This is a genomic window from Vagococcus hydrophili (genome assembly GCF_011304195.1).
In the GTDB taxonomy this organism is placed as follows: Bacteria; Bacillota; Bacilli; order Lactobacillales; family Vagococcaceae; genus Vagococcus; species Vagococcus hydrophili.
The window spans coordinates 959,521-984,863 of sequence record NZ_CP049887.1 but is presented as its reverse complement, the minus strand read 5'-3'; the positions used below and the strand labels follow the sequence as shown (position 1 = coordinate 984,863).

Below are 25,343 nucleotides of genomic sequence, written 5' to 3'. Positions count from 1 at the left end.
TAAAATCCCTTTCCTATACAAAAAGAAGCAACCCTAACATATCTTAAGGTTGCTCCTTCAATAATCATTGATAAAAAATAATTTATCAAAAATCATAGCGCACCCCAGACTTAACTGAGACAGTTCTATAGTTATTCACTATAGACCCAACATTGTTAATTTAAGGAATTTAACAATATTTCGGCGAAAATCCCTCTGATTCAATGTCGTAGCATCCTTATGCTCGATTGAAAGTCATGATATTTCGCAACCTCTAGATTTTTTATTCAGCTGTTCTTTTCTTTCTTGTGTTTCACTATAACATACAATTTCTGAAAAGTCATGAAAATATTAGTCTTTTCTTTTTTTGATTTCTAGTTCATCGGGAAAAGTGATGTCAGCCTTAATATTCTTTAATTCTCGTTTAGGTACGTTGATCATCTTTTCCGTAGCGATTGGACCTTCATTAAATTCTTGATTGATACTATTAATAGGTAGACAATTATTAATCATGGTTACTTTTCTTTCTGACATACAAATCCCTTCTTTCTGTTTTTTTATTAGTTTAATTATATATCAAGTAGACAAAAATCGGAAATAATATCCTCGTTACGTGAAGAAGAATGCTCAAAGATCACTTTTTTGATTAGTTAGTGCTACAATAGTAAAAAACTAAGGAGGCTAAAGAGAGATGGATGAAGGTAGTGGAATCAACTTAATCAAGAACAGTTCACGGATTGTTTTCTTAACGGGAGCAGGTGTTTCGACTGCGTCAGGCATTCCGGATTATCGCTCCATGACAGGTGTGTATCAAGGCATTGAAGAGCCTGAGTATTTATTAAGTCACACGTGTCTTATGAGAGAACCTGAGAAATTTTATACTTTTGTAAAGCAACTGTATCATCAAACAGCCAGGCCAAATATAATTCATAAAAAAATGAAAGAGTTAGAAAGTGCTCATGATGTTCGCATTATTTCTCAAAATATTGATGGTCTTCATGATCAAGGGGAAAGCCAACATGTGGTAAATTTTCATGGTAGTTTGTATGATTGTTATTGTATGACATGTCAAAAAAACGTAGCAAGTGAAGATTATTTAATATCTGATATCCATGAAAATTGTGGTGGGAGAATTAGACCTAATGTGGTGCTCTATGAAGAAGGCTTGTCTAGTGAGGCGATTGAGACCTCGATTGAGTGGGTAGAAGCGGCAGATTTAATCGTGATTGTGGGAACGAGTTTTAAAGTGTATCCATTTAGTGGATTAATCGATTATCGCAATCCAAATAGTCAAGTTTTAGTCATTAATAATGAAGCAATTACGTTGCATCATCCACATGAATTTATTCAAGAATCAGCAGAAACATTCTTTAGTCAGTTGTAAAATTAAAAAAGGGGAAGGTACGTATGTTAAAAGAAATTCGGGAAGAAGTTAATCAAATCGATCAAGAATTGGTGAGGTTATTAGAAAAACGCTACGCTTGTGTGGATGAGATTGTTCGTATCAAAAAAGAGCAACACATCGCTACACTTGATAGCACGAGAGAGCAAGAAGTGTTAAAACAAGTGGCTGATTTAGTCGAGAACAAAGACTATGAAATCAGTATCATGAGAACCTTCCAAGATATTATGGATCGATCAAAGGAATATCAAAAACAAAATAAATAAAGAAACGCACAAAAATTATCTTTCAAATTTTTGTGCGTTTCTTTTTTACTAGGTTATTTCAAGCTATCTAAAAACAGCTTTGTCTCTTTAGCAATTGCTTCTGATTGAGTGTGATGGAGGTAATGTTGCCCATCTAACTCAACGACTTTCCCTGTTCTAACTTGTTTAATTTGCTCTTGATGTTCCTCAGCCCAAGTTGGACGACCATCATTAATCGCTACAAATAAAATCGTTGGTAAGTCTTTTGGTAACGACATTTTTTCAGTGGCTTTGAAATTTTCTCTGAGTAAATCTAATTCTTCTTCTAGGTTATCGTTAATCGAATTTTTAAGTGTTAACATGCGAACTTGTTCCAGATTCGGATCATCAGCCTTCATTCCTAGCCCTTTAGCAGGATTAGCATCAATCAACAAACGCATCATACCTGATTTTTTTAAGAAGTTAAAAGGCGCCATATTCATGGTTTGAACTTCTTGGGTCGGTGTGCTGGTATCGATTCCAAGAAAGGCATCAACTTTTTCTTCTGGGTATCGATTCAAGTAATTAACCCCGTAAAGTCCAGTAATTGAGTGTCCTCCTAGAACATAGTGGTCAAGGTTTAGCTGTTTAACCACCTCGTGCATCTCTTCGACGATATTATCCACATTTCTTGTTCGTTTCGTTTCACTACTTAAACCATAACCAAAAGGCTCGATGGTGATAACTTCATAATCTTTACTTAATTTAGTTGTGAGAGGTAAAAAGTCATAGTAAGGAGAGGCGGTTCCGTAACCTGGGAAAAGGATAATACTTTGTTTTCCTTTGCCTGAACCTGTTCGAACCACGTTGATTTCCCCATCGAATACTTTAACTTTTTCACCGTAGTTTTCAATTTTTTTAGCTTCGCTTTTTAGTTTGAGATGATGATTTAAATAAGTTCCTCCTAAAAATAGTAGGACAGCAACGAGTAACCCGATTAAAATATTACGTAAGATTTTCCAAAATTTTTTCATTATGAGTGTGCCTCAATTCCTTGATTTATTTGTGTTTGAATTTTATTTAAAACTCTTTCATTTAAAACATTCACACCAATTCTTTCTAAAATATATTGAGAGGTTTCTAATTTTTGATAGAAATTGTCTAAAGAATTAGTAAAAAGAGTGGTGTTATACCAAGTGGTTAGTAAGAATAAAACAACCTCAGAAATAGCTTCAGGATGAATGGCGTCTATTGATTTATCGTCGTTTCCTTCTTTAATAAATGCTGTTATCTCAGGAATAAAAATGGTCTGAGTTAGTTTTAAATACTTTAAAGACAGTAAAGGTTCCTTCATTAGCTGAGGTGAAAAAGGTAAATATTTTTGAACTTCCTGATGAAACATGGCTGTTAGGAATAGTTCTTGAATTTTTTCTAACCCACTGAATGCGTCATTTTGCCGAATACTTGAGATGATTGTTTCACTGGGCATAAAATGTCGCATCAATTCATCTAAAATACCTTCTTTAGATTTAAAATGATGATAAATCGCTCCCTTAGTTAAACCATCAAGTTCTGAGACAATCATTGGAATAGAAGTGTTTGTATAACCGTGTTGACTAAATAATTTTCCAGCAGTCAATAAAATATCTTCTTTAGTTTGGTCACTATCGTATCGTTGTTTCATCAATTTTTCCCTCCTTTTAAAAGTGAAACATTCTGTAGTATGTTTCATGTTAATGAATAAATGAAATTTTGTCAAAAAAAAGCACCGACAGAATGAAAAATTCACTCTATCGATGCTTTTTTAATATTATTTTATTTTTTGAACCAACGTTTTTTAGCGCTAGCTTCTGCTTCTTCTTGTGTTTTTTGAGCTTCTTCTAATTCAGCTTCAACCTCTTCTTTATCTAATCGTTCGATGGTTCCGTTTAGTTGGTTAACCACCACATCATCAATATGTCCTGTATTTTCTTCTTCACAGATTAGGATTAAGCCTGTGTCGCCTTCTGGAATAATCGCCAAAGCTTTTTCGAAAATTGACATGGCGTTTTTGACTTCTTTTACATCTTTAGATGAACCAATGATACTTCCTGTGAACCAACCAAGTAAAACACCTAGTGGACCACCAAGAATACCGACGAACATCCCAATCATACTCCCTTTGAAATTTTTGTCTGCTCCTGTAAAGTCGATAAAATCTTTTGGTTCTAAATTATGATTAGAACGGTGCTCAAGAACTGCCATTTGTTCACCTTTAATTGTTCGTGCTTGGTGAAGTCCTTTGATTTCTGAGAATGCTTGGTATGATTTACTTTCTGAGTCAAAACTCATGATGATTACTTTGTCGTTATTTGCCATTATAGGGCCTCCTAGAAATTTTTTTGTTCATGTATATAGAATAGAATAGAGGTATGAATTTCTGGAGACAAATATATGAATATTAAAACAATAGTTATTTATCTTTTTGTGAAGATACTCAAAAGTTACTCAAAATCTATTTACAATCTAACCGTTTTCATGTAGGTTAGTAGGTGTAGATTTTAAAAGAAGAGGGGACATATACATTATGGAATTTATAGTAACAATGGTCTTAGTTTTAATAAGTACCAAAATTTGTGGGCATATTTCTGTGAGATTAGGGCAACCAGCTGTTTTAGGAAAGCTACTTATCGGAATTGTCTTAGGTCCAGCGGTTTTATCTTGGGTTAATACCTCAGATATTTTTCAAGAATTTTCAATGATTGGGGTTCTGTTGTTAATGTTCTTAGCAGGCCTTGAGACAGACACCAAGCAATTAAAAGAAAATTTTAAACCGGCAGTTGCTGTAGCGGTTATTGGAATTATCATTCCATTATTTTCAGCCTTTCTAGTCGGAGAAGCTTTTGGATTAGATTTTGAGCATTCCGTCTTTCTAGGAGTTCTGTTTTCCGCAACCTCTGTGAGTATTACGGTTCAAGTGTTAAAAGAATTGTCGGTCATGAAAACCAAAGAAGCTAGTACGATATTAGGTGCGGCTGTGGTGGATGATATTTTGGTGGTTATTTTACTAGCCTTTGCGATGTCATTCTTAGGTGGAGGAGATGAAGTAGTCTCTATTCCAATGGTTCTAGTTAAAAAAGTGATTTTCTTTGTTTCGATTTATGTCTTTGGTAAATATATTTTACCTTTCTTATTAAAAACAGCCTCTAAATTCAAAGTGACTGTTCCAGTGACAACAATGGCTGTAGCGATTTGTTTTGCGGTTGCTTATTTTTCAGAGATGTTAGGTATGGCAGGAATTATTGGAACCTTCTTTATCGGATTATTCATTTCTGATACAGAATACAAAGATGAGATTGAGCATACAGTAGATCCAATCGCCAATGCGATTTTTGTTCCATTCTTCTATGTTGGTGTCGGTTTAAATGTTTCCTTTAACGGGGTGATGAATCAATTACCATTCTTAATTGTCTGTACGCTGGTAGCTGTTCTTTCTAAATTAATTGGTGGTTTTATTGGAGCCAAAGCAACTGGTTTTGATAAGTTGTCTTCATTAAGTATCGGTGCAGGGATGATTTCAAGGGGAGAAGTGGCCTTGATTTTAGCAACAACGGGTCTTGCTTCAGGTTTATTATCTGAAGAATACTACACAACGGTGATTATCTCAGTCATCTTAACCACATTAATCGCACCACCATTATTAAAATATTACTTTGGTAAACTTAAAACTAATTAAAAAATAGAGACGATTTCCTTAATTAAGGAGTCGTCTCTATTGTTTTTATATTGTTTTCTGCAAAGAATTCATTGTACTCTTCATTAAAATGTTTATTGGTAATCATGCAATCAATATCTTTTAAACTGGCATAGGTTAATAAGGTCGACTTATCAAATTTTTCTGCGTCTGCAAGTAAGAAAACATTGTTTGCTTTTTCAATTGCTTGTTTTTTGATTTCATATTCCATCACATCAGAGTTCATCAAACCACTTTGCATAGAAACAGCAGTTGCGGCCATAAAAGCTTTACTAATGTTGTATTTAGCTGTTAGTTCATCTGATTCAACCCCAACGAATGAGCGGGTCGATTTTTTAAAAACATGACCAATTAAAAAGATGGGGATATTTTTGAACTTTTCAGCTTTAACAATCACATCTAGGCTGTTGGTGATGATTGAAATATCAATGTCATCATCTAAATAATCTAGGATGTATTTAGTTGTGGTTCCGGAATCAATATAAATTAAGTCATGTGGCTGAATCAAGTCAGCAGCAGCTTTAGCAATTCCCTTTTTAATCTCCTTATTTTCGATGTTTCGATCTTCGAAGTTTACCAAAGTATTCTTTTTAACACTTACCCCACCATAAACTTTTTCAAAACGTGAATCTTCTAAAATTTTATTAACATCTCTTCGAATCGTGTTCATAGATACATTAAATTCATCTTCTAACTCTTTTAATGTGACATGATTCTTTTGGAGGATGTAGTGTTTAATTAACTCATATCTCTTTTCTTTCATAAATTCTAGCTCCACTTACTTTTTATTTTACTATTGAATAAAATGTATCACAGTCATGTGAAATAATCAACACTTAACCATAAAAATGAGTAAGTTGTTTTATTTTTTTATTAAAGTTAATAAAACAATTGACTAATTGATTATGTTGATGTAATATTTGTTGTGAGTTAACCAATGTAACCAAAAATTAATAAAGTTTTGTTAGCAAATTGGTTAAAAAAATGGAGGGATATCATGTCAGATATTAGAAAATTAAGAAATTATATTAACGGTGAATGGATCGAAAGTACAACGAGTGAGTATGAGGTAGTTGTTAATCCAGCAACGAAAGAACCTATCTGCCAAGTACCTTTATCAACATTTGACGACATAAATAAAGCAGCCGACGTGGCACATATTGCTTTTCAAGAGTGGAAAGAAGTCGCTGTTCCAAGACGCGCACGTATCCTTTATCGCTTCCATCAATTACTAATCGAAGCAAAAGACGAGTTAGCCAAGTTAATCACAATTGAAAATGGAAAGGCTTTATCTGAGAGTTATGGAGAGGTACAACGCGGAATCGAAAACGTCGAATTTGCGGCAAGTGCGCCAACTTTAATGATGGGTGATAACTTATCTTCAATTGCAACAGACGTAGAGGCTTCAGTTTATAAATACCCAATCGGTGTTGTTGGTGGTATTACACCATTTAACTTCCCAATGATGGTTCCATTTTGGATGTTTCCAATGGCGATTGCGACAGGTAATACAGTTGTTATCAAGCCTTCAGAAAAAGCGCCAATGTTAATGGAAAAAGTGGTTTCTTTATTAGAAGAAGCGGGACTTCCAAAAGGTGTTTTCAACGTCGTATTTGGTGCACATGATGTTGTAAACGGTTTATTACAGCATAAAGACATTAAAGCCATCTCATTTGTCGGTTCACAACCAGTTGGTGAGTATGTTTACACGGAAGGTTCTAAAAATCTGAAACGTGTTCAATCATTAACAGGAGCTAAAAATCATACCATCGTTTTAAATGATGCGAACTTAGATGATAGCCTACCAGCAATTATCGGTGCAGCCTTTGGTTCTGCCGGTGAGCGTTGTATGGCAGCCGCAGTTGTGACGGTTGAAGAAGGTATCTATGATGAATTCATGGAAAGATTAACCAAAGAAGCTCGTAACATTAAAATGGGTAACGGCTTAGATGACGGTGTGTTCTTAGGACCTGTGATTCGTGAAGAAAACTTAAAACGTACGATCAGCTATATTGAATCAGGTGTTGAATCAGGCGCTAAATTAGTTTGTGATGGTCGTGAAGATATGGATGAATCAGGTTACTTTGTTAGACCAACTATTTTTGAAGGTGTGACAACGGACATGAAGATTTGGCAAGATGAGATCTTCGCGCCTGTATTATCAGTGATGAAAATCAAAGACCTTAAAGAAGGAATCGAAATTGCTAACAAATCTCAATTTGCTAATGGTGGTTGTTTATTCACAAATAACGCTTCAGCAGTTCGTTACTTTAGAGAAAACATGGATGCAGGCATGCTAGGCATTAACTTAGGTGTCCCAGCGCCAATGGCAATGTTCCCATTCTCGGGCTGGAAATCATCATTCTACGGTACCTTACCTGCAAACGGTAAAGCTGGCGTTGACTTCTACACAAGAAACAAAGTAGTGACAGCTCGCTTATCAAGAAACGATATCTAATTAAGGAGAAATCGACATGTCATATTTAAAAAGAATTCCAACGAATAAAGAAATCGCGCCAAAAGTGATTGAAAGACATCATGTTACACGTAAGGACGCTGGTTTAGAATATATCGAATTGAAATTACTCGCTATGGAAACTGGCGGAGAATACTCAGAACAACTAACAGACTTAGAAGTCTGCTTAGTTGTTCTAACGGGTAAAGTTTCTGTTTATTCTGGAGAGGATGAATTTAAAAACATCGGAACAAGAGACGATGTTTTTGAAAAAATCCCAACAGATAGTGTCTATGTTTCAAGTGGTAAAGAATTTAAAGTGGTGGCTGAAAGTGACGCTAAAGTGATTTTCTGTTACGCACCAAGTAAGGTGGATATGCCAACGACATTAATTAAAGCAACAGATAACCGAGTGGAAAATCGCGGGTTGTATCAAAACAAACGTATGGTTCACAATATTTTAGACGATCAAAGTCCTATTTCAGATAAATTGATTGTGGTAGAAGTCTTTACTGATAGTGGCAACTGGTCAAGTTACCCACCACATAAACATGATCAAGACAATTTACCAGAAGAATCATTCTTAGAGGAAACTTACTATCATGAGATGAATCCAAAACAAGGATTTGTTTTCCAAAGAGTTTATACAGATGATCGCAGCATTGATGAAACTATGGCAGTTGAAAACGAAAATGTGGTCCTAGTACCAAAAGGATATCATCCAGTATCAGTACCAGATGGCTATGATGGTTACTACTTAAATATTATGGCAGGGCCAATTAAAAAATGGCAATTTAACAATGATAAAGATCACGAATGGATTATCCATAGAACTTAACGACGAAGGGAATTTAATATAATGGCTGAAAAAAAATATGATTTAATCGCAATTGGTCGCGCGTGTATTGACTTAAACGCTGTAGAATATAACCGCCCAATGGAAGAAACAGTAACATTTACTAAATACGTTGGAGGTTCACCAGCAAATATTGCTATTGGTGCTTCTAAATTAGGTTTATCATGTGGTTTTATTGGAAAAGTTCCAGACGATCAACATGGACGTTTCATTACTGGCTTCATGAAAGATGCTGGGATTGATACAAGTAACATGGTTGTGGATCAATCAGGTAAGAAAACAGGTTTGGCATTTACTGAAATCTTAAGTCCAGAAGAATGTAGTATTTTAATGTACCGTGATGAAGTGGCTGACCTTTACTTAGATACTGATGAAATCAGTGAAGAATATATTAAAGAAGCTAAAAATATTGTGGTATCAGGAACAGGATTAGCACAAAGCCCTTCTCGTGAAGCAGTTTTAAAAGCGGTTTCGTTAGCTAAGAAAAATGATGTAAAAGTTATTTTTGAATTAGATTACCGTCCATACACATGGAAAAATAGTGAAGAAGTTTCAGTTTATTACTCAATCGTTGCTGAACAAGCAGATGTTGTGATTGGTACACGTGATGAGTTTGATATGTTAGAAAACATTGAAGGCGGTAAAAACGAAGAAACAGTTGCTTACTTATTCCAACATGCCCCAGAATTAATCGTTATTAAACATGGTGTTGAAGGTTCATACGCTTATACAAAAGCTGGCGAAGTGATTCGTGGAACAGCCTATAAATCAAATGTATTAAAAACATTTGGTGCAGGAGATTCTTATGCAGCAGCCTTTATCTATGCGTTAATTCAAGGAAAGACAATCCAAGAAGCCCTGCAATATGGTAGTGCCTCAGCAGCGATTGTTGTTAGTAAACATAGCTCTTCAGAAGCAATGCCAACTGTTGTTGAAATTGAAGCGTTAATGAAAGAACAAGCTTAAAAAGGAAGTGTCATGATGAGAGAAACCGTTCGATTAACGACGGCGCAAGCTTTAGTTAAATTTTTAAATCAACAATATATTTCAGTTGATGGCGTTGAAACTCCTTTTGTGGAAGGCGTCTTTAATATCTTTGGTCATGGAAATGTCTTAGGTCTAGGACATGCATTAGAAGAAAATCCAGGCCATTTAAAAGTCATTCAAGGTAAAAATGAACAAGGAATGGCCCATGCAGCGATTGGCTATGCAAAGCAATCATTAAGACGTAAAATTTACGCGGTGACGGCTTCAGCTGGGCCTGGATCAGCAAATATGGTCACAGCAGCAGCAACAGCTCATGCGAACAACATTCCAGTGTTATTCTTACCAGCTGATACATTTTCCACACGTCAACCAGATCCAGTGTTGCAACAGTTGGAACATGAATCAAGTATCGCTTTAACAACGAATGATGCTTTTAAAGCTGTTTCAAGATATTGGGATAAAATTGAGCGTCCAGAGCAATTAATGAGCGCCATGATTCGTGCCTTTGAAGTGCTGACAAATCCAGCGACATCTGGTCCAGTAACGATTTGTTTACCTCAAGATACAGAAGGCGAAGCCTTTGATTTTGATGCTAGTTTCTTCAATAAAAGAGTTCATTATTTAGACCGTGTGACACCTGTGGAACGCGCTTTAAATGAGGCGGTTGAAGTGATTAAAGCAAGTAAAAAACCAGTTATGATTGTTGGTGGGGGAGCGAAATATTCAGAAGCAGGACCTGTGATTGAAGCATTTGCTACGGCTCATGGTATTCCTTTAGTGGAAACACATGCAGGTAAATCAACGATTCCAACGAACTTTCCATATAACTTAGGTGGTTCAGGAATCTTAGGAACATCAGCCGCTAACAAAGCAGTTCAAGCCTCAGATTTAATTATTGGGATTGGGACACGTTATACGGATTTCACGACATCATCAAAAACAGCGTTTAACTACGGCACAACGAAGTTTTTAAATATCAACGTGAGTCGTGTGCAAGCTTATAAATTCGATGCCACGCAATTAGTGGGAGACGCAAAAGCAACCATCGAAAGTTTAGCACCTCGTTTAACGGGTTATAAAACGTCATTTGGTAGTGAACTTGAAGCTTGTCAAGATGAATGGAAAATCGAGCGTGACCGTTTAAGAGAGGTTGAATTCAATCATGATAACTTCTCACCTGAAGTGAAAGGTCATTTTGATCAAGACGTGATGAATGAGTACGCAGAAAAATTAAACACAACCTTCACTCAAACGAATGCTTTAATTACTTTAAATGATGAAGTGGAAGACAGTAGTGTTGTCGTAGCTTCTGCTGGTTCTTTACCAGGAGACTTACAAAGATTATGGCAAACAAATACAGTCAATTCTTATCATTTAGAATATGGTTATTCATGTATGGGCTATGAAGTAGCTGGGGCTTTAGGAGCGAAGTTAGCAAATCCTAAAGAAGAAGTTTATGCCGTTCTTGGTGATGGTAGCTTCCTAATGCTTCACACAGAACTTGTGACAGCTCTTCAATACAAACAAAAAATCAATGTGATGCTGTTTGATAATGCGGGTTATGGTTGTATTAATAACTTACAAATGGGTAACGGTGGTGGCAGCTTTAACTGTGAACTACGTGATTCAGATAATCAAATTATGCAAATTGATTATGCCAAAGTTGCAGAAGGTTATGGCTGTAAAGTTTACCGTATTAATAATCGTAAAGAGCTAATTGCTGCGATTAAAGATGCGAAAATACAAACTGTTTCAACTCTCTTTGACATTAAAGTGTTACCAAAAACCATGACAGATGGTTATGGTGGTTGGTGGAACGTGGGTGTTTCTGAAGTATCAGGTATGGATACCGTACTAGAAGTAAGTAGAGCTCGAGCTGAAAAGTTAGAGAATGCTTGGAAATATTAAGAAACAGGGTGGGTCAAAAGTCGTTTTGCTCCGAGCAACTGGAGGGAAAATCGAACAATCGCTCTTTTGATTGATCGATTTTCGTGAAGTTGCCGTGGGAGCAGACTTTTTATCCCCTGACTATAAATAGAGACTAGCTTAAACGTTAGTCTCTTATAAAAATAAAATACAGAAAGCGCTTTATGGGCGCGTAGGAGGATATTATGTCAATAAAATTAGCGATTGCACCTATTGCTTGGACAAATGATGATCTGCCAGAATTAGGAAAAGAAAATACATTCGAACAATGTATTAGTGAGATGGCCTTAGCAGGATTTACAGGGACAGAAATTGGAAACAAATACCCTAAAGATCCAGAAGTTTTGAAATCATACTTAGCACCTCGTGGACTTTCTGTTGCTAGTGCATGGTTTAGTGCCTTATTAACAACTAAACCATATGAAGAAACAAAAGAAGCTTTCATCAAGCACCGTGATTTCTTACATGCTATGGGAGCAAAAGTGATTGTTGTTTCAGAACAAGGGCATAGTATCCAAGGTCAAATGGACACACCTGTTTTTAAAGAAAAACCAATTTTCTCAGAAGAAGACTGGAAACTGTTAACAACAGGGTTAGAAAAATTAGGTGAAGTGGCTGCTGAGAAGGACATGAAAATTGTTTATCATCACCATATGGGGACAGGGGTTCAAACAACCGCTGAAATCGACCGCTTAATGAAAGAAACAGATCCTAATAAAGTATCTTTATTATTTGATACAGGTCATTTAGTATTTTCTGGTGAAAACCCAATTGAGGTTTACCGCGCGCATAAAGACCGTATTTTCCATATTCACTTTAAAGATATTCGTGAAGCAAAAATGGCAGAAGTAAAACAAAATGAATCAAGTTTCTTAACTGGTGTGAAAGAAGGTGTCTTTACAGTTCCTGGTGATGGCATGATCGATTTTGCTCCAATTTGGGAAGAAATTGAAAAAGATCAATACTCAGGTTGGATTGTGGTTGAAGCAGAACAAGATCCAGCAAAAGCTAATCCGTTTATTTATGCTCAGAATGCTCGAAATTATATTCGAGACATCACGAAACTGTAAAGGTAAGGTGCCAATATGAATTCATTTTCGGTTATTAGTTTTTTAGTTATTATCACGTGTGTTTGGATATTTGCCTTTAAAAAATCAAGAGGCGTATCCGTTGAAGGGGCAGAAGGATTCTTTATGGGGGGCCGTAGTTTAACGGCTCTTCCAATTGCCGGCTCAATTATTATGACGAACTTGTCGACAGAACAAATTGTGGGACAAAATGGTCAAAGTTATATTGCTGGGATGGAAGTTATGGCTTGGGAAGTAACAGCCGCGATTGCGATTGTCTTACTAGCCACTGTCTTTTTACCGAAGTATCTAAAATACGGAATTAATACGATTTCGGATTTTATTGAAATTCGTTATGACGCTAAAATCAAACGAATTGTGTCACTGTTATTTGTTATTACTTATGTTACCTCATTTTTACCAGTAGTACTTTATTCAGGGTCACTGGTATTTAACAAGATTTTTAGAATTGATGAGTTATTAGATGTTGCCCCATTAACCGCTATTATTTTTGTATCAATCGCCATTGGAATTGTGGGTATTTTATACCTATTAATCGGTGGTTTACGTCTAAGTGCTTATTCAGATACTGTTTATGGCTTTGGACTACTAATTTGTGGTCTTTCTGTTCCCGCATTAGGTGTCATTATGCTTGGAAATGGTAGTTTCGTCGGTGGTTTAGACCATATCGTCGTGAATACACCATGGTTATTAAATTCAGTTGGTTCAATTGATTCAGCTGTTGTGCCTTGGCCAACTCTTTTAACAGGTATGATGTTTAACAACTTATACTTCTGGTGTACGAACCAAATGATCGTCCAAAAAGCTTTATCAGGTAAAAACTTAGCAGAAGCTCAAAAAGGTGTGTTCATCGTTGGTTTCTTCAAAGTCTTTGGCGCTTTATTCTTAGTATTCCCAGGAATCGTTGCAAGAAACATCTTTGGTGATGCATTAATTAACACACCAGATGAAGCTTACCCAGCACTTGTAACACATGTCTTCCCTGAAATGTTATACGGTATTTTTGCAGCAGTTATCTTTGGTGCGATTTTATCATCATTCTCAGGTGCTTTAAATGCAACGTCAACACTATTATCACTCGATTTCTACAAACCAGTTTTCAAAAAAGATGCAACAGATGCTCAAATTACACGTTTTGGTAAATTAATGACGGTTGTGATCGGTCTTTCAGCTGTAGCAATTGCTCCATTAATTAGTTTTGCACCAGCAGGACTTTACCAATTTGTACAAGAGTTTAATGGTCTTTACAACATGCCATTACTTGTTATTATCTTACTTGCTTTCTACTCTAAAAAAGCAACAGCCTTTGCAGCGAAATTTACAATCTATATGCATATCGTGCTTTATACGTTATCGAAGTTTTTCTTAAAAGATATCCACTTCTTATACGTATTAAGTGTGTTATTCTTCCTAGATTTAGCTGTGATGTTAATCGTTTCTAAATTAAAACCAGAAGGCGATTTTGAATTAAAAGTCTTCAACACGAAAGTGGATATTACCCCTTGGAAACATACCAAAGTCGTTAGTATTATCACTGTAGTTGTTGTTGTTGGAACATATATCTTATTCTCACCAATCGGATTTGCAAGATAAAAATTATACGAGGAGATGTCAACATGAAAAAAGATTTAGTAGTCGGTGTTATCGGTGGCGGACGTATTGGAAAATTACATACAAGAAACTTGGTTCAAATGTCGGGTGTGACGGTTAAAAAAGTAGCAGATATTTTTGCTGATAAAATGCCAACCTTTGAAGCAGAATACGGTGCCCCATTAGTAGCAGATTTTGATGAAATTTTTAATGATGATGAAATTGATATCGTCTTTATCTGTACACCAACAGATACCCACGTTGAAATGATCAAACGTGCCGCAGCTAAGAAAAAACATATCTTCTGTGAAAAACCAATTAGCTTCTCAGATGAAGAAACGATTGAAACTTACCAAATTGTTAAAGAAGCAGGCGTGAAATTCCAAATTGGTGTGAACCGTCGTTTTGACCGTAACTTTGCTCAAGTTAAAGAGCATGTTGCCAATGGTTCAATTGGAGATATCCAATTATTACGTATTGATTCAAGAGACCCTGAGGCACCACCTTTATCATATGTTGAGTCGTCAGGCGGACTATTTTTTGATATGATGATACATGACTTTGACATGGCACGCTTCATTTCAGGGAGTGAAGTGAAGGAAGTTTATGCTGTGGGAGATGCTTTAGTTAATTCTGAATTAAAAGGAACGGACGTGGATACAGCAGTTGTGACATTAACTTTTGAAAATGGTTGTTTAGGTGTCATTAGTAACAGCCGTCAAGCGGTGTATGGTTACGATCAACGTTTAGAAGCATTTGGTTCAAAAGGTGCCTCTCAAGCAGAAAATGAATTAGTGAATAATGTGACTCTTTCAACAGTTGAAGGCGTTCATAGCCAAAAACCATTACATTTCTTCTTAGAGCGTTACAACGATGCCTATATTAAAGAAGTGGAAGAATTTGTGGCTGCTATTCACAACGACACAGACACACCTGTTACTTATGAAGATGGTATTATGGCACAACGTTTAGCCTTTGCAGCAAACGAGTCATTAAAAACTGGTAAACCTGTTCAAGTCAAAAAAATCTAGAAAAGAGGTTTCTCATGGGAAAAAGTGTTCTTTTTATTTGTGAGTCTGGAATTAGTGCATCATTATTTGTGTCAAAAATGTTAGAAAGCGTGAAGGTACATCAACTTGATTATGAGATTGATTATGCCCCAATTGCACGCGTTGAAGAAAAATTATCTTACCGTGATTACGACGTGATTTTATTAGCACCACAAGTGAAACGTCATGAAGCGGAAGTTAAAGATATCCTATTGAAGAAAAAATGTGTCTCACATATTACTGGCATTCAAGATGATGAATTTATCTCTATGAATGTGGAACGTATTTTGGAGCGTATCAATCATCTAGGGTAATCACTAGGAGGGAAAACAATGTCAAATATTAAAGTAGGAATTATTGGATTAGGTCGACTTGGAAAAGTCCATGCAGGCAACTTAGCATTTAGAGTACCAAACTGTGAGTTGTACGCAGCTTGTAGTATGGTGGAAGCAGAATTAGAGTATGCTAAAAAAGAATTAGGTGTGACAAAAACTTATGCTAATTATGATGAGATGGTTAAAGATCCAGAACTAGATGCGATTTTTATCGTTTCACCATCAGGACTTCACTGTGAGCAAATTCAAAAAGCTATGGAAAATGGCAAACATGTTTTCTCTGAAAAACCAATCGGCTTAGACGTGGCTGAAATTGAAAAAACAATGGCAGTGATTGATGCTCATCCAGAACAAATCTTTATGCTAGGTTTCATGCGTCGTTATGATGCAGATTACCAATACGCAAAAGAAATGGTAGAAAAAGGTGAGTTAGGCGAATTGACCGTAGTGAGATGTTACGGCATTGATCCAAGTGACGGCATGGAAAGTTTTGTTAAATTTGCTGGAGCAAGTAATAGTGGCGGCTTGTTTGCTGACATGTCGATTCACGATATTGACTTAGTGCGTTGGTTTACGAACCAAGAAGTTAAAAAAGTGTGGGCATTAGGTAAAAATGCGGCTTACAAACAACTTGATGAAGTTGGCGAACTTGAAACAGGTGCTGCTATGCTTCAAATGGCAGACAAAACAATGGGTATTTTAGTGGCAGGACGTAACTGTCATCATGGTTACCATGTGGAAACTGAATTAATCGGAACAAAAGGGATGTTAAGAATTGCTCAAGTTCCTGAGAAAAATTTAGTAACCATCATGAATGAACACGGTGTGGTACGCCCAACTTCACAAAACTTCCCAGAACGTTTCAGCCAAGCATTCGTAAATGAAACAGCTGAATTTATCAACTGTATCAAAGAAAAACGCCAACCAGGTGTTAATGCGAATGACGGCTTACAATCAACAAAAGTAGCCATCGCTTGTCAAAAATCTTATGAAGAAGATGAACTTGTTTCATTGTCTGACATTAAATAAAGAAGAAAACCATCATCCAGAAAAAAATTGGGTGATGTTTTTTTTTAGATGTTTATAAAAATTATTATGTATTTCGTTTATAATATAATTAAATTTTGCGTATTATGAACTTTTTTAATATTATATATATAAAGGTGGGTTAGTGATGATTTTGAACGCAAAAAACGTTAATAAGAGTTATAAAAATGATTTGATTCTTAATGATTTATTTTTTAAAATAGAGAAGCCTAAAATACTTGGATTGGTAGCTCCTAATGGTTCAGGCAAGACAACTTTATTTAATGCTATTTGTAATTTAGAAAGTATAGATTCAGGAGAAATATACATTTTTGATGAATTAAATAGTTCCAGTGGGATATTTAATAAAATGTCTTATATGCAAGACAGTAAAATTTTATACACAAATCTTACGGGATGGGATCATTTATTATATGTAGCTAAATGCCATAAAATAAATCAGGAAAATACGATAGATCTAATTAGTGATTTAGATATGAAGAGATACGTGAAGAAAAAAGTCAGTACATATTCTTTAGGAATGAAGCAGACGTTATTACTGGCTATGTCAATTTTGAGTAAACCAAAATTATTATTATTAGATGAACCGTTGAATGGATTGGATGTAACTAAATGTGATATTTTCAGAAAAATAATTTTAGCTCTTCATTCTACAGGAACAACAGTAATAATATCTTCTCATAACTTGGAGGAAATAGAAAAGTTAACCACAGATATTTTATTTTTAAAATCAGGTAAATTAATTTCAAGTAATAACCAACAATTACTATTAGATTTCTCGAAACAAAAAACGGAGTATGATGTGATTCTAGATATAACAACAAGTTTATTTAATGTGTTAAAGAAAGCATTTCAAATTGAGAAGATTTCACGATATAAAATAACTATTAGGATGAACGAGTATGAAAAAGAAAACTTTATTGCACTATGTAAAGAGAATAAATGTACTATCTTTGATATAGAACTTAAAGAAAATATGACGTATCAACTCTATAAGATGTTATTTGAATGTTAGGAGGTAAGCAGTGTATTTATTTGAACTAGTGAAAATACAAAAAAATACAAAAAATATCCTACTCATATTAGTACTATTTTTGGTGATACCATTATCCTCTGTAGTATATGTAAAAAACGTGGATAAGGATTATTTTGATCATAAAGAAAGTGTATTTATTAAACTTTACAATGAAATTAATGAAAAAATAATTAATGAAAGTGTCTTAAAGAAAAATAGTAGAGAAATAGAAAAGCTAAGTGATATTTCGGGTATGATAGAAGAAATAGTAAGTATGAAGTATGAAAATAATTTAACTGAGCAAGCTAAAGTTGAAAAGGATTTTTATGACTTGATTTATGATTATCAAAAAGAATATGATACTGATTTTATTAAAGAAAAAGATTTATTGAAAAAAAGAATGGTCTTTACGGAATTAGCTCGAAAAGATTTGGCAGAAATTTCTAATGAAGTAGGGCTGAGTGGTGTTTATTTTTTGAAATTCTCTTTAGATTTATGGTTTGGATCGATAGGAATTCTTTTTTTGATTTTGTTTTTATCAGATATATGGACAAGCGAATTGGAAAATCAGCAAATAAAATTAATAAAAGTACAACCGAGTCCGTTAAAAAAGTATTATAATAAAAAATTTTTAACAATTTTTTGTCTTTATCTAAGTGTTTTTTTATTGTATATTTCAATTTTTTTTGTTGTAGGATATATCATTAATGGACAAGGAAGTGTTGATTATCCAATATTTATAGATAACACACACATAATACCGATTTCTAAATATATAGTTATTACTACTTTGGTGAACTTGCTAGGAGTCATTTTGATTATGTCTGTTGTGGAACTAATTTCTATGATAATAAAGAATTATCATTTAACGTTACTAATAAGCATTTTAAGTATTTACGTTGCTAATATGTTATCAGAAAAGATATTTAGTCCAGTAAGTTATTATTTCTTCTTTATTTTTAATGCTAGTTTATTTATCAAAAATTATTATTTTAGTACAACCAATTTATTCTATTATTTTATTATAAGTTTCATCTTTGTCATAATTATTATTCGAAAAATAACGTTGGAAATATTAATAAAGAAGGTTTGATATGGAAAATACTAATTTAATAATAAAAAATTTTTTTAAAACTAAAAAAAATATAGTCATGTTATCTGTATTATTTATCTTATTACCTTTTTTATTATTCTTTAATAAAAGTATTCTTTCAAAAGAGCAAACATCGAGATTGGATTACTTAAAAGAAGATTATCAAAGCCTTTTGTTAATATATTCAAGCACTAATGCCGAGAAAGAGCTGCAAAAATGGTCATTGGAATATCCAAAAGAAGATCGAAAAGTCTTTTTTTGTTATCACAATCAAGAAATAGAGTATCTAAAAAATGTTAGTGAAAAAATAGTACCATTAAATATAGAAAATATTTTTTTAAAAGATTATAAAACAGTGACTGAACTTAATCATGTAGAGAGCCGGTTAACTGATAATTATATTAGAAATAAGGTACTAAGTAATGAGAAATTGGAACGGCTGGGATTAGAAGAAGAATCACTTCGGTATGGAATAACTGGCGTAGGTTTTTTAAATTTTTTAGTAAATATTATGTGTTCTTTACCTGGAATGCTTTTTTTAGTATATATATTTGGAGATCCATTTGGTAAGGCTTACGAATCAGAGAAAATAAAATTATCATTTACGCAACCTAAAAATAGAGCTAATTTCATATTATCTCATTTATTCATTTCATATATTCAAACTATGGTGTTTCTATTTGTTTTTCTTGTGCTAGGATTTTTCTTATCGTCAGTGATATATGGTAGTGGTAATTTTGATTATCCAGTTTTAATATCTAAGGTAAATACCACTATTTTTATTCCCATATGGAAGTATTGGGTGCGGATAATGTTTATTTTTGGAATCAATTATTTGTTTATATTAGTACTATATCAGTTGTGTGTAGTATATTTTAAAAAATCTGTTTTATCTTTTATTTACTTAGTAATAATAAGTTTATTGGGTTATTATTTATCTAGGTTAATTAGGACGCCAGTAAGTGGGTATAATCCATTTGTATATCTAGATTCTGTAAAAAATATTATTGGAATAGATTATACTAATATTAAGTATTTATCAGGGGAACATGCGGATGGACTAGATTTTATAAAAGTATTTAGATTATTTATTCAAAATGAATCGTATTTTAATGGGGAGAATGTATCTAAATTATTAAAAGAAAATTTTTCTGTTTTTAAATATTTTTTTTCTATGCTAGTAAGTATAATATTGGTAATTTTCAGTACTGTTAAGAAAGCTGAAAAAAGTTAGGGCCTATAAAATATATAATTATTTATTCATAAAAATGAAAACCATCATCCAGAGAAAAATTGGGTGATGGTTTTTGTTTTATTGTTTAAGAGGTAATTCGAGACTAACTTGTGTTCCTGCTTCAAATTGACTTTTGACTTGAATCTCTCCGTGATGTAATTCAACAATTTTTTTAACAATGACTAAACCTAAACCATTGCCGCTTTCTGTTGATGTACGGGATTTATCAGCTTTATAAAACCGTTGAAATAGCTTAGATAATTCTTTTTCAGGGATGCCGATTCCTGTATCACTAATAGTAGCAGCTAGTTTGTCGTCTGAAACAAGATCAATTGTGATATTTCCGAATTCAGGAGTAAATTTAATGCTATTAGAAATAAGGTTGATCCAAACTTGTTGAAGTAAATCAACATCGCCTTCAATCAGTGTTGCCGTTTCATTTAGAAATATAAAGTTGATATTTTTTTGAGACCACTGTGATTCGAGCGTTAAAATGACTTGTCTTATTTGTTCAGTGACATCGAAAATTTCGATATTAAATGGATGATGTTCTGAATCAAGGGATGCTAATTTTAAAAGATTATCGCCTAATCTAGAGAGACGATCACTTTCAGAAACAATAATATCTAAGTAGTAAGGCCTTTGCTCCGCAGAAATCAGTTGCTCATTTTTTAATGCCTTGGCAAATCCTGAAATGGAGGTTAAAGGTGATTGGATTTCATGTGAGACATTAGAAACAAAATCTTGGCGCATTTCCTCAATTTGTTTTAACTCTAAGGTCATTTTATTAAAACTGTTAGCCAATTCTCCAATTTCATCTTGTCTTTTTAAATCCAGAGTCACATCAAAATCACCAGCTGCAATTAATTCTGTCGCTTTTTTTAGTTTTTCTAAAGGAAGAATCAGGTACCGTGCAGCCATTAGAATCAATAGACTACCTAAAATTAAGGTGCTAATAATAATGAAAAGAATAAGTAGATTAAAAATCGCTTCACTTTCATAAGAAAACTGTAAAAAAACAGCGACTCGCTTCTCATTAATTATCATAGGGAAGCCAATGTAGGTGTCTTTTTGTTTTTTAGTCGAACGGTATGTCTTACCTGATAGAACATCCTGAATACTTTCTTGGCTGATATCAGCGACATTGTTATTATCTAGGGTAAAAAATTGGCTTTTATCCGGTGTTTCATATAAATGAATGGGATAAGAAGTTAGCTGAGTCATCTGGTTAAAAAAAGAGTCAGGCGATTGCTTTTGAGAGTCATTATAGATTTCAGTCATTTCCTTACCCTTTTCAATCATGCTGTTTTGTCCTTCGTAATTAATCTTTTGTTGAAATAAGTAGAGTCCAATAAAGGTCGACATCATTAAACTGATGATAGAGATACTAATAAAAACAAAAACAATGCGTGAATAGAGTGTTTTTCTCATAAAATCACCAAGCGATAGCCTAGACCACGAACAGATTCAATGAAAAAAACGTCACTTTCATGAGTAAACTTTTCTCTAATTCGTTTAATGTGCACATCTACCGTTCGATTGTCTCCTTCATAGTCAATGCCCCAAATGCGCGTAATTAACTGTTCTCTTGTAAATATTTGATTGGGATAGCTTGCTAAGACAAATAAGAGTTCAAATTCTTTTGGTGGTAGAATGATTTTTTCGTCCTTGTTAATGACATCATAGGTTAATTTATTTAGAGTCAAGGTCTCTAACTCTACCAGTTGAGAAGCGCTGATTTTTGCTCGTTTTAAAAGAGCTTTAACTCTTAGAACCAATTCAAAAGGATCAAAGGGTTTTGTTAAATAATCATCTGTTCCTAATTGAAACCCTTTGATTCTATGGACTGTTTCACCTTTCGCAGAAACCATTAGTAAAGGAAGGTCAGAGAAGTTTTTTCGGATTTTTTTAGTTAATTCCCAACCGTCCATTTCGGGCATCATAATATCTAGAATGACTAACACAACTTGTTGGGATTCGATAATGGATAGAGCTTGGGTTCCGTTAGTTGCTTCAAGGATATCAAATCCCTCATTTTTTAAATAAAGTTTCATTAGTTCTCGTATTGAGGTATCGTCATCAACAATGAGTAATTGACTCATACTTCTCACGCTCCTTTTTTAATTGTCAATTAGCCGAAAAGCCAACCCATTAAATTCCAATGAATAAAAAACAGACTAGTCGTCAATGCAGCTAAGAAAACAGTGGTTGTTAGAATTCGAATCACTAAAGAGGATTCTTTTTTGAACCAGTCCATGCCATTTCTGACGAGTAAAATACAGGTTAATCCTCCGACAAATAAGGGTAAGAACAAGAATAATTTTAAGGCTAAGGTGACTTCACTTAGTCTTTGTAGAACATCCATGTTTAAAACATTAGTGACCGTTAAACCAAGCGTTAGGATGGAAATAATGGCTGTAATAATCGTCAACCAAATGGTTTGTTTAGAATGGTGACTTATTTTTTTATTTCTTTTTAATTGGATAAGTAAAATAATCGTTACGATGATAAAGATAGCGATAGATATGGCAAGAAGAATTAACCAAACGCTACTTTGATCCCAAAAAGTTGTTTTTTCAAGAGGCATATCAGGCATAATGCTTAACAACATATCTGTCGCTTTTCCTGATTTATCTGTTTTAAACGAAATTTTTTGTTGCCCGTCAACTTGTTGAAATAAATTAGTATCAATTTTTTTGAAATATTCTTTTTCGTTGCCTTGTCCAATGACCAGTTGTCCGTTTTCCTGAGCGACTTTCATTTCTACTAATAAACTAAAAAATTTATCAATATGACTATAGTTACGTCGAGTGAACTTATAAGAACCAGTGAAATTAGCTAATTCCTCTTTTGTTGAGGGGATAAACGTTGGTGACTCTTTTTTAGTTATAGGGAAAAGATAATCAAAAATATGTTTCTTCATAGAGGCTAGCGCATCATCGGCTTGACCGCCACTATAAGATAAGAAGATACCAATATTCTCTTCTGGAACGAGATATAGGTCAGTGATAAACATCGTATCTGCTCCCGCATGAGATAATGTTTTTTTGCCGTTTATTTCGCCTTCTTGAAAGCCAAGGGCAGAACCGGGTAAACGTTTATCGAAACGAAAGGCAGTTTGGTGCATGGTATTAGTTGTTTTTTTATCTAATAATCTTTTCCCTTGTGTGGTGCCATTGTTAAGATGAGCTAGCATGAATTTAGCCATGTCATTTGCCGAAACAGTTCCCGCTCCAGCCGGACTAAATCCTCCTTCATAGGTAGGTATTCCAGGTGTAAATTTTTCATTCGTGTAGTTGTAGCCGATGACTTCATTGTCCTTATATTTTTTAGGTAAAGGTTCTGCCAGAGTGGCATGTTTCATATCAAGAGTATTAAAAATATTTTCTTGGATGTAATCTGTATATGATAATCCGCTGACATCTTCAACAATTAAGCCCGCTAAAGCAGCCCCATAATTTGAATAAGACGCTTTTTCACCAGGAGGTCGAACTCTAGCCAAGGCATGTTTTTCAAGAGTTTCTGCAATAGTGGTGTTTAAACGTTTGGTATCTGTTGTGATTTGATAGCCCACCCCACCTTCTTCAAAACCAGCTGTATGGGTCATTAAGTCACGCATTGTAATCGGTTTATCAAATGTGTTAGGAACTTTAAATGATGTTAAGTATGTATTGATATCTGTATCAAGATCAATTTTACCTGCTTCGACTAATTGCATCACAGCTGTCCAAGTGAATAATTTAGTAGTAGAAGCAATTCTAAACATGCTTTTGTCAGCATCAACTTTCTTATCTTTAGAAATATCTGCCATGCCGTAGCCTTTTGAATAGAGAATTTCATCATCTTTAACGATGGCAATAACAGCACCTGGAATGTGATACTTGTCTAAGTCTTTTTCCATATGGGTATCGACAAAGCTTTTGACTTCATCTTGGTTGGTGAGAGACTCAGCTTCAACGATGTTTGCTGATTGAGTCATAAGTAGTGTGGTAAAGGCTAATAAAAATAGGTGCCATTTTTTTATGGTGTTCATGTGATTTCCTCCTAAATAGTTTCTTCTCACTAAGAGTAATAACCTTTTGTGAACGGAGTATGAACAAGTGGATTTTTAGGTGAATATATTTTTGAAAATAGCTTGAACTAGCAAAGAAAAAAGGACGCTTATGATTAGGATAAGGATGAGAGAAATGGCTAAAGCTGTCAGAGAATCGCCATAGTTGGTTAGATAATAAGTTGATTTTAAAAGTAATATTAAGAGACCGACAAAAGAGGTGAAAAAAGGTAACCAGAAACTAAGATTATTTTTATTTATTGTTGGTTCAGAAGCTAGATTGCCAAGATTAAAAAAATCAAAATCCGTCATCTCATCGGCTTTTGGATTGTATTTGTCTAAATCAGATTTCTTCATTGGAGCCTCCTTTTTTTATTTAGTATATAATAAAAGAAAAAGCGAGTACAGGGAGTTGATGGAATGGAATCTCATAAATATTGGGCGGAGTTACATAGTGACTATCATTATAAACTCTTTTACTGCTTCCGAATCTTCTTGAATAGTCTGAGTAATTCACGCCTTATATTATTAATAATTTCTATATATAATTTTTTAAACAACCAAAACTGGCTGAATTAATTTTTTTATTAAAATCAAAGTCGAGAAGTGATAGCAATTCATTTATGTTATAATTTTAAGATAGAAAAGTTTATGACGGTGGCTATCTTTGAATCGAGGTGATGCTTATGAAAATAAGTGTTGAATCTAGGAAGGGAGAAGCCTTTTGTCCACATCGGAAGCCTTACAATTGATGATTGCCTTTGGTAGTTTTACACTAACATTGGTATCAACTATTGTTCTCATTCTGAAAAATGACAAAAAAAAATAACCGTCGTAACTTTGGCGAGTTAACGGTTATTTTTAAATAATATTACTTGCTACCGTCTTAAACGGTTCTATCTAGGGACGTACTACCAATGCGTCCCTTACAATATTATTATATCACAATATTGTCTATAAAAACATAGTATCAATACTATCACTATCCTCAACTTATGATTTAATGAATGAGCTATCTCCCTTTATTATGTAAGAGAAGTTATGGGTTATATGAGTAAATTTTTAATATGAAGAACAAGACATTTTAATCAACTAAGATGTTTTGTTTTTTTATATTTTTTTACTATTTCTAAAATCACTTCAACTACTTCTTCTGGCGTAATTTTTTCATTATCAATTTTTTCAAAATGCTTTAAAATAACATCTGCTCTTTCCGTCCCCGAAGTAATTTGATGAGAGTTTCTTTCTTGTAGTCTCTTGAAAATCACCTTTTTGAATG

Annotated in this window: 25 protein-coding genes and 1 riboswitch; of the genes, 16 read left to right on the top strand and 9 right to left on the bottom strand. The window is 34.1% G+C overall.

Annotated features, from left to right (window positions below):
- Nucleotides 1-87 precede the first annotated feature (87 nt).
- A riboswitch (Lysine riboswitch) is annotated at nt 88-264 on the bottom strand.
- A 66-nt stretch (nt 265-330) separates the two neighbouring features.
- Nucleotides 331-513 (bottom strand): hypothetical protein, encoded by a 183-nt coding sequence (locus G7082_RS04795; RefSeq protein WP_166034066.1) that lies wholly within the window; start codon nt 511-513, stop codon nt 331-333.
- 157 nt (nt 514-670) lie between these two features.
- On the opposite strand from G7082_RS04795, the gene G7082_RS04790 reads away from it, so the two are divergent.
- Nucleotides 671-1,363 carry an NAD-dependent protein deacylase gene (locus G7082_RS04790; RefSeq protein WP_166034065.1) on the top strand — a complete coding sequence of 231 codons (693 nt, stop codon included), beginning with the start codon at nt 671-673 and terminating at the stop codon, nt 1,361-1,363.
- Nucleotides 1,364-1,386: 23 nt separating this feature from the next.
- A complete protein-coding gene (locus G7082_RS04785) occupies nt 1,387-1,647 on the top strand; it encodes a chorismate mutase (protein ID WP_166034064.1) in 261 nt (86 codons plus the stop codon).
- Nucleotides 1,648-1,700: 53 nt separating this feature from the next.
- On the opposite strand, the gene G7082_RS04780 is transcribed toward G7082_RS04785, so the two are convergent.
- From G7082_RS04780 to G7082_RS04770, 3 genes are all read right to left on the bottom strand, one after another.
- Nucleotides 1,701-2,639 carry an alpha/beta fold hydrolase gene (locus tag G7082_RS04780; protein ID WP_166034063.1) on the bottom strand — a complete coding sequence of 313 codons (939 nt, stop codon included), beginning with the start codon at nt 2,637-2,639 and terminating at the stop codon, nt 1,701-1,703.
- Nucleotides 2,639-3,289 (bottom strand): TetR/AcrR family transcriptional regulator, encoded by a 651-nt coding sequence (locus tag G7082_RS04775; RefSeq protein ID WP_238842714.1) that lies wholly within the window; start codon nt 3,287-3,289, stop codon nt 2,639-2,641. The genes G7082_RS04780 and G7082_RS04775 overlap by 1 nt, the downstream gene beginning before the upstream one ends.
- A 131-nt stretch (nt 3,290-3,420) precedes the next feature.
- Nucleotides 3,421-3,963 (bottom strand): DUF1269 domain-containing protein, encoded by a 543-nt coding sequence (locus tag G7082_RS04770; RefSeq protein WP_166034061.1) that lies wholly within the window; start codon nt 3,961-3,963, stop codon nt 3,421-3,423.
- A 208-nt stretch (nt 3,964-4,171) separates the two neighbouring features.
- On the opposite strand from G7082_RS04770, the gene G7082_RS04765 reads away from it, so the two are divergent.
- On the top strand, nt 4,172-5,320 hold the full coding sequence (locus G7082_RS04765) for a cation:proton antiporter (RefSeq protein ID WP_166034060.1): 1,149 nt from the start codon (nt 4,172-4,174) through the stop codon (nt 5,318-5,320).
- A gap of 22 nt (nt 5,321-5,342) precedes the next feature.
- On the opposite strand, the gene G7082_RS04760 is transcribed toward G7082_RS04765, so the two are convergent.
- A complete protein-coding gene (locus tag G7082_RS04760) occupies nt 5,343-6,101 on the bottom strand; it encodes a DeoR/GlpR family DNA-binding transcription regulator (RefSeq protein ID WP_166034059.1) in 759 nt (252 codons plus the stop codon).
- A gap of 234 nt (nt 6,102-6,335) precedes the next feature.
- Between G7082_RS04760 and G7082_RS04755 the strand changes: the two genes are divergently transcribed.
- From G7082_RS04755 to G7082_RS04700, 12 genes are all read left to right on the top strand, one after another.
- On the top strand, nt 6,336-7,796 hold the full coding sequence (locus tag G7082_RS04755) for a CoA-acylating methylmalonate-semialdehyde dehydrogenase (RefSeq protein ID WP_166034058.1): 1,461 nt from the start codon (nt 6,336-6,338) through the stop codon (nt 7,794-7,796).
- A gap of 16 nt (nt 7,797-7,812) precedes the next feature.
- A complete protein-coding gene (iolB, locus tag G7082_RS04750; protein WP_166034057.1) occupies nt 7,813-8,631 on the top strand; it encodes a 5-deoxy-glucuronate isomerase in 819 nt (272 codons plus the stop codon).
- Nucleotides 8,632-8,652: 21 nt separating this feature from the next.
- Nucleotides 8,653-9,615 carry a 5-dehydro-2-deoxygluconokinase gene (gene iolC, locus G7082_RS04745; RefSeq protein WP_166034056.1) on the top strand — a complete coding sequence of 321 codons (963 nt, stop codon included), beginning with the start codon at nt 8,653-8,655 and terminating at the stop codon, nt 9,613-9,615.
- Between the two features lie 15 nt (nt 9,616-9,630).
- Nucleotides 9,631-11,544: a 3D-(3,5/4)-trihydroxycyclohexane-1,2-dione acylhydrolase (decyclizing) gene (gene iolD, locus G7082_RS04740; protein WP_166034055.1), complete on the top strand. Its 1,914-nt coding sequence runs from the start codon at nt 9,631-9,633 to the stop codon at nt 11,542-11,544.
- A gap of 203 nt (nt 11,545-11,747) precedes the next feature.
- Entirely contained in the window at nt 11,748-12,632 is an 885-nt protein-coding gene (gene iolE, locus G7082_RS04735; protein ID WP_166034054.1) for a myo-inosose-2 dehydratase, read from the top strand.
- A gap of 15 nt (nt 12,633-12,647) precedes the next feature.
- Nucleotides 12,648-14,243, top strand: coding sequence for a solute:sodium symporter family transporter (locus tag G7082_RS04730; protein WP_166034053.1), 1,596 nt, complete (start codon nt 12,648-12,650; stop codon nt 14,241-14,243).
- A gap of 23 nt (nt 14,244-14,266) precedes the next feature.
- Nucleotides 14,267-15,271: an inositol 2-dehydrogenase gene (gene iolG / locus G7082_RS04725; protein ID WP_166034052.1), complete on the top strand. Its 1,005-nt coding sequence runs from the start codon at nt 14,267-14,269 to the stop codon at nt 15,269-15,271.
- A 14-nt stretch (nt 15,272-15,285) separates the two neighbouring features.
- Nucleotides 15,286-15,603 (top strand): PTS sugar transporter subunit IIB, encoded by a 318-nt coding sequence (locus tag G7082_RS04720; protein WP_086951676.1) that lies wholly within the window; start codon nt 15,286-15,288, stop codon nt 15,601-15,603.
- Nucleotides 15,604-15,621: 18 nt separating this feature from the next.
- The gene (iolG, locus tag G7082_RS04715; RefSeq protein ID WP_166034051.1) at nt 15,622-16,653 is read left to right on the top strand and encodes an inositol 2-dehydrogenase; all 1,032 of its coding nucleotides are present in this window, start codon (nt 15,622-15,624) and stop codon (nt 16,651-16,653) included.
- A gap of 145 nt (nt 16,654-16,798) precedes the next feature.
- Nucleotides 16,799-17,686 carry an ABC transporter ATP-binding protein gene (locus G7082_RS04710; RefSeq protein ID WP_166034050.1) on the top strand — a complete coding sequence of 296 codons (888 nt, stop codon included), beginning with the start codon at nt 16,799-16,801 and terminating at the stop codon, nt 17,684-17,686.
- A 10-nt stretch (nt 17,687-17,696) separates the two neighbouring features.
- On the top strand, nt 17,697-18,779 hold the full coding sequence (locus tag G7082_RS04705; protein ID WP_166034049.1) for a hypothetical protein: 1,083 nt from the start codon (nt 17,697-17,699) through the stop codon (nt 18,777-18,779).
- Between the two features lies 1 nt (nt 18,780).
- A complete protein-coding gene (locus G7082_RS04700; RefSeq protein ID WP_166034048.1) occupies nt 18,781-20,013 on the top strand; it encodes a hypothetical protein in 1,233 nt (410 codons plus the stop codon).
- Between the two features lie 78 nt (nt 20,014-20,091).
- Here G7082_RS04700 and G7082_RS04695 read toward each other — a convergent pair whose 3' ends face one another.
- From G7082_RS04695 to G7082_RS04680, 4 genes are all read right to left on the bottom strand, one after another.
- The gene (locus tag G7082_RS04695) at nt 20,092-21,444 is read right to left on the bottom strand and encodes a sensor histidine kinase (RefSeq protein ID WP_166034047.1); all 1,353 of its coding nucleotides are present in this window, start codon (nt 21,442-21,444) and stop codon (nt 20,092-20,094) included.
- Complete coding sequence (locus tag G7082_RS04690) at nt 21,441-22,115, bottom strand: response regulator transcription factor (protein ID WP_166034046.1); 675 nt, start codon at nt 22,113-22,115, stop codon at nt 21,441-21,443. Before G7082_RS04690 ends, G7082_RS04695 begins: the two co-directional genes overlap by 4 nt.
- A 29-nt stretch (nt 22,116-22,144) precedes the next feature.
- Nucleotides 22,145-24,046 (bottom strand): serine hydrolase domain-containing protein, encoded by a 1,902-nt coding sequence (locus G7082_RS04685; protein WP_166034045.1) that lies wholly within the window; start codon nt 24,044-24,046, stop codon nt 22,145-22,147.
- 75 nt (nt 24,047-24,121) lie between these two features.
- Nucleotides 24,122-24,421 (bottom strand): hypothetical protein, encoded by a 300-nt coding sequence (locus tag G7082_RS04680; protein ID WP_166034044.1) that lies wholly within the window; start codon nt 24,419-24,421, stop codon nt 24,122-24,124.
- A gap of 367 nt (nt 24,422-24,788) precedes the next feature.
- On the opposite strand from G7082_RS04680, the gene G7082_RS04675 reads away from it, so the two are divergent.
- The gene (locus tag G7082_RS04675; protein WP_166034043.1) at nt 24,789-24,893 is read left to right on the top strand and encodes a putative holin-like toxin; all 105 of its coding nucleotides are present in this window, start codon (nt 24,789-24,791) and stop codon (nt 24,891-24,893) included.
- Nucleotides 24,894-25,343 lie beyond the last annotated feature (450 nt).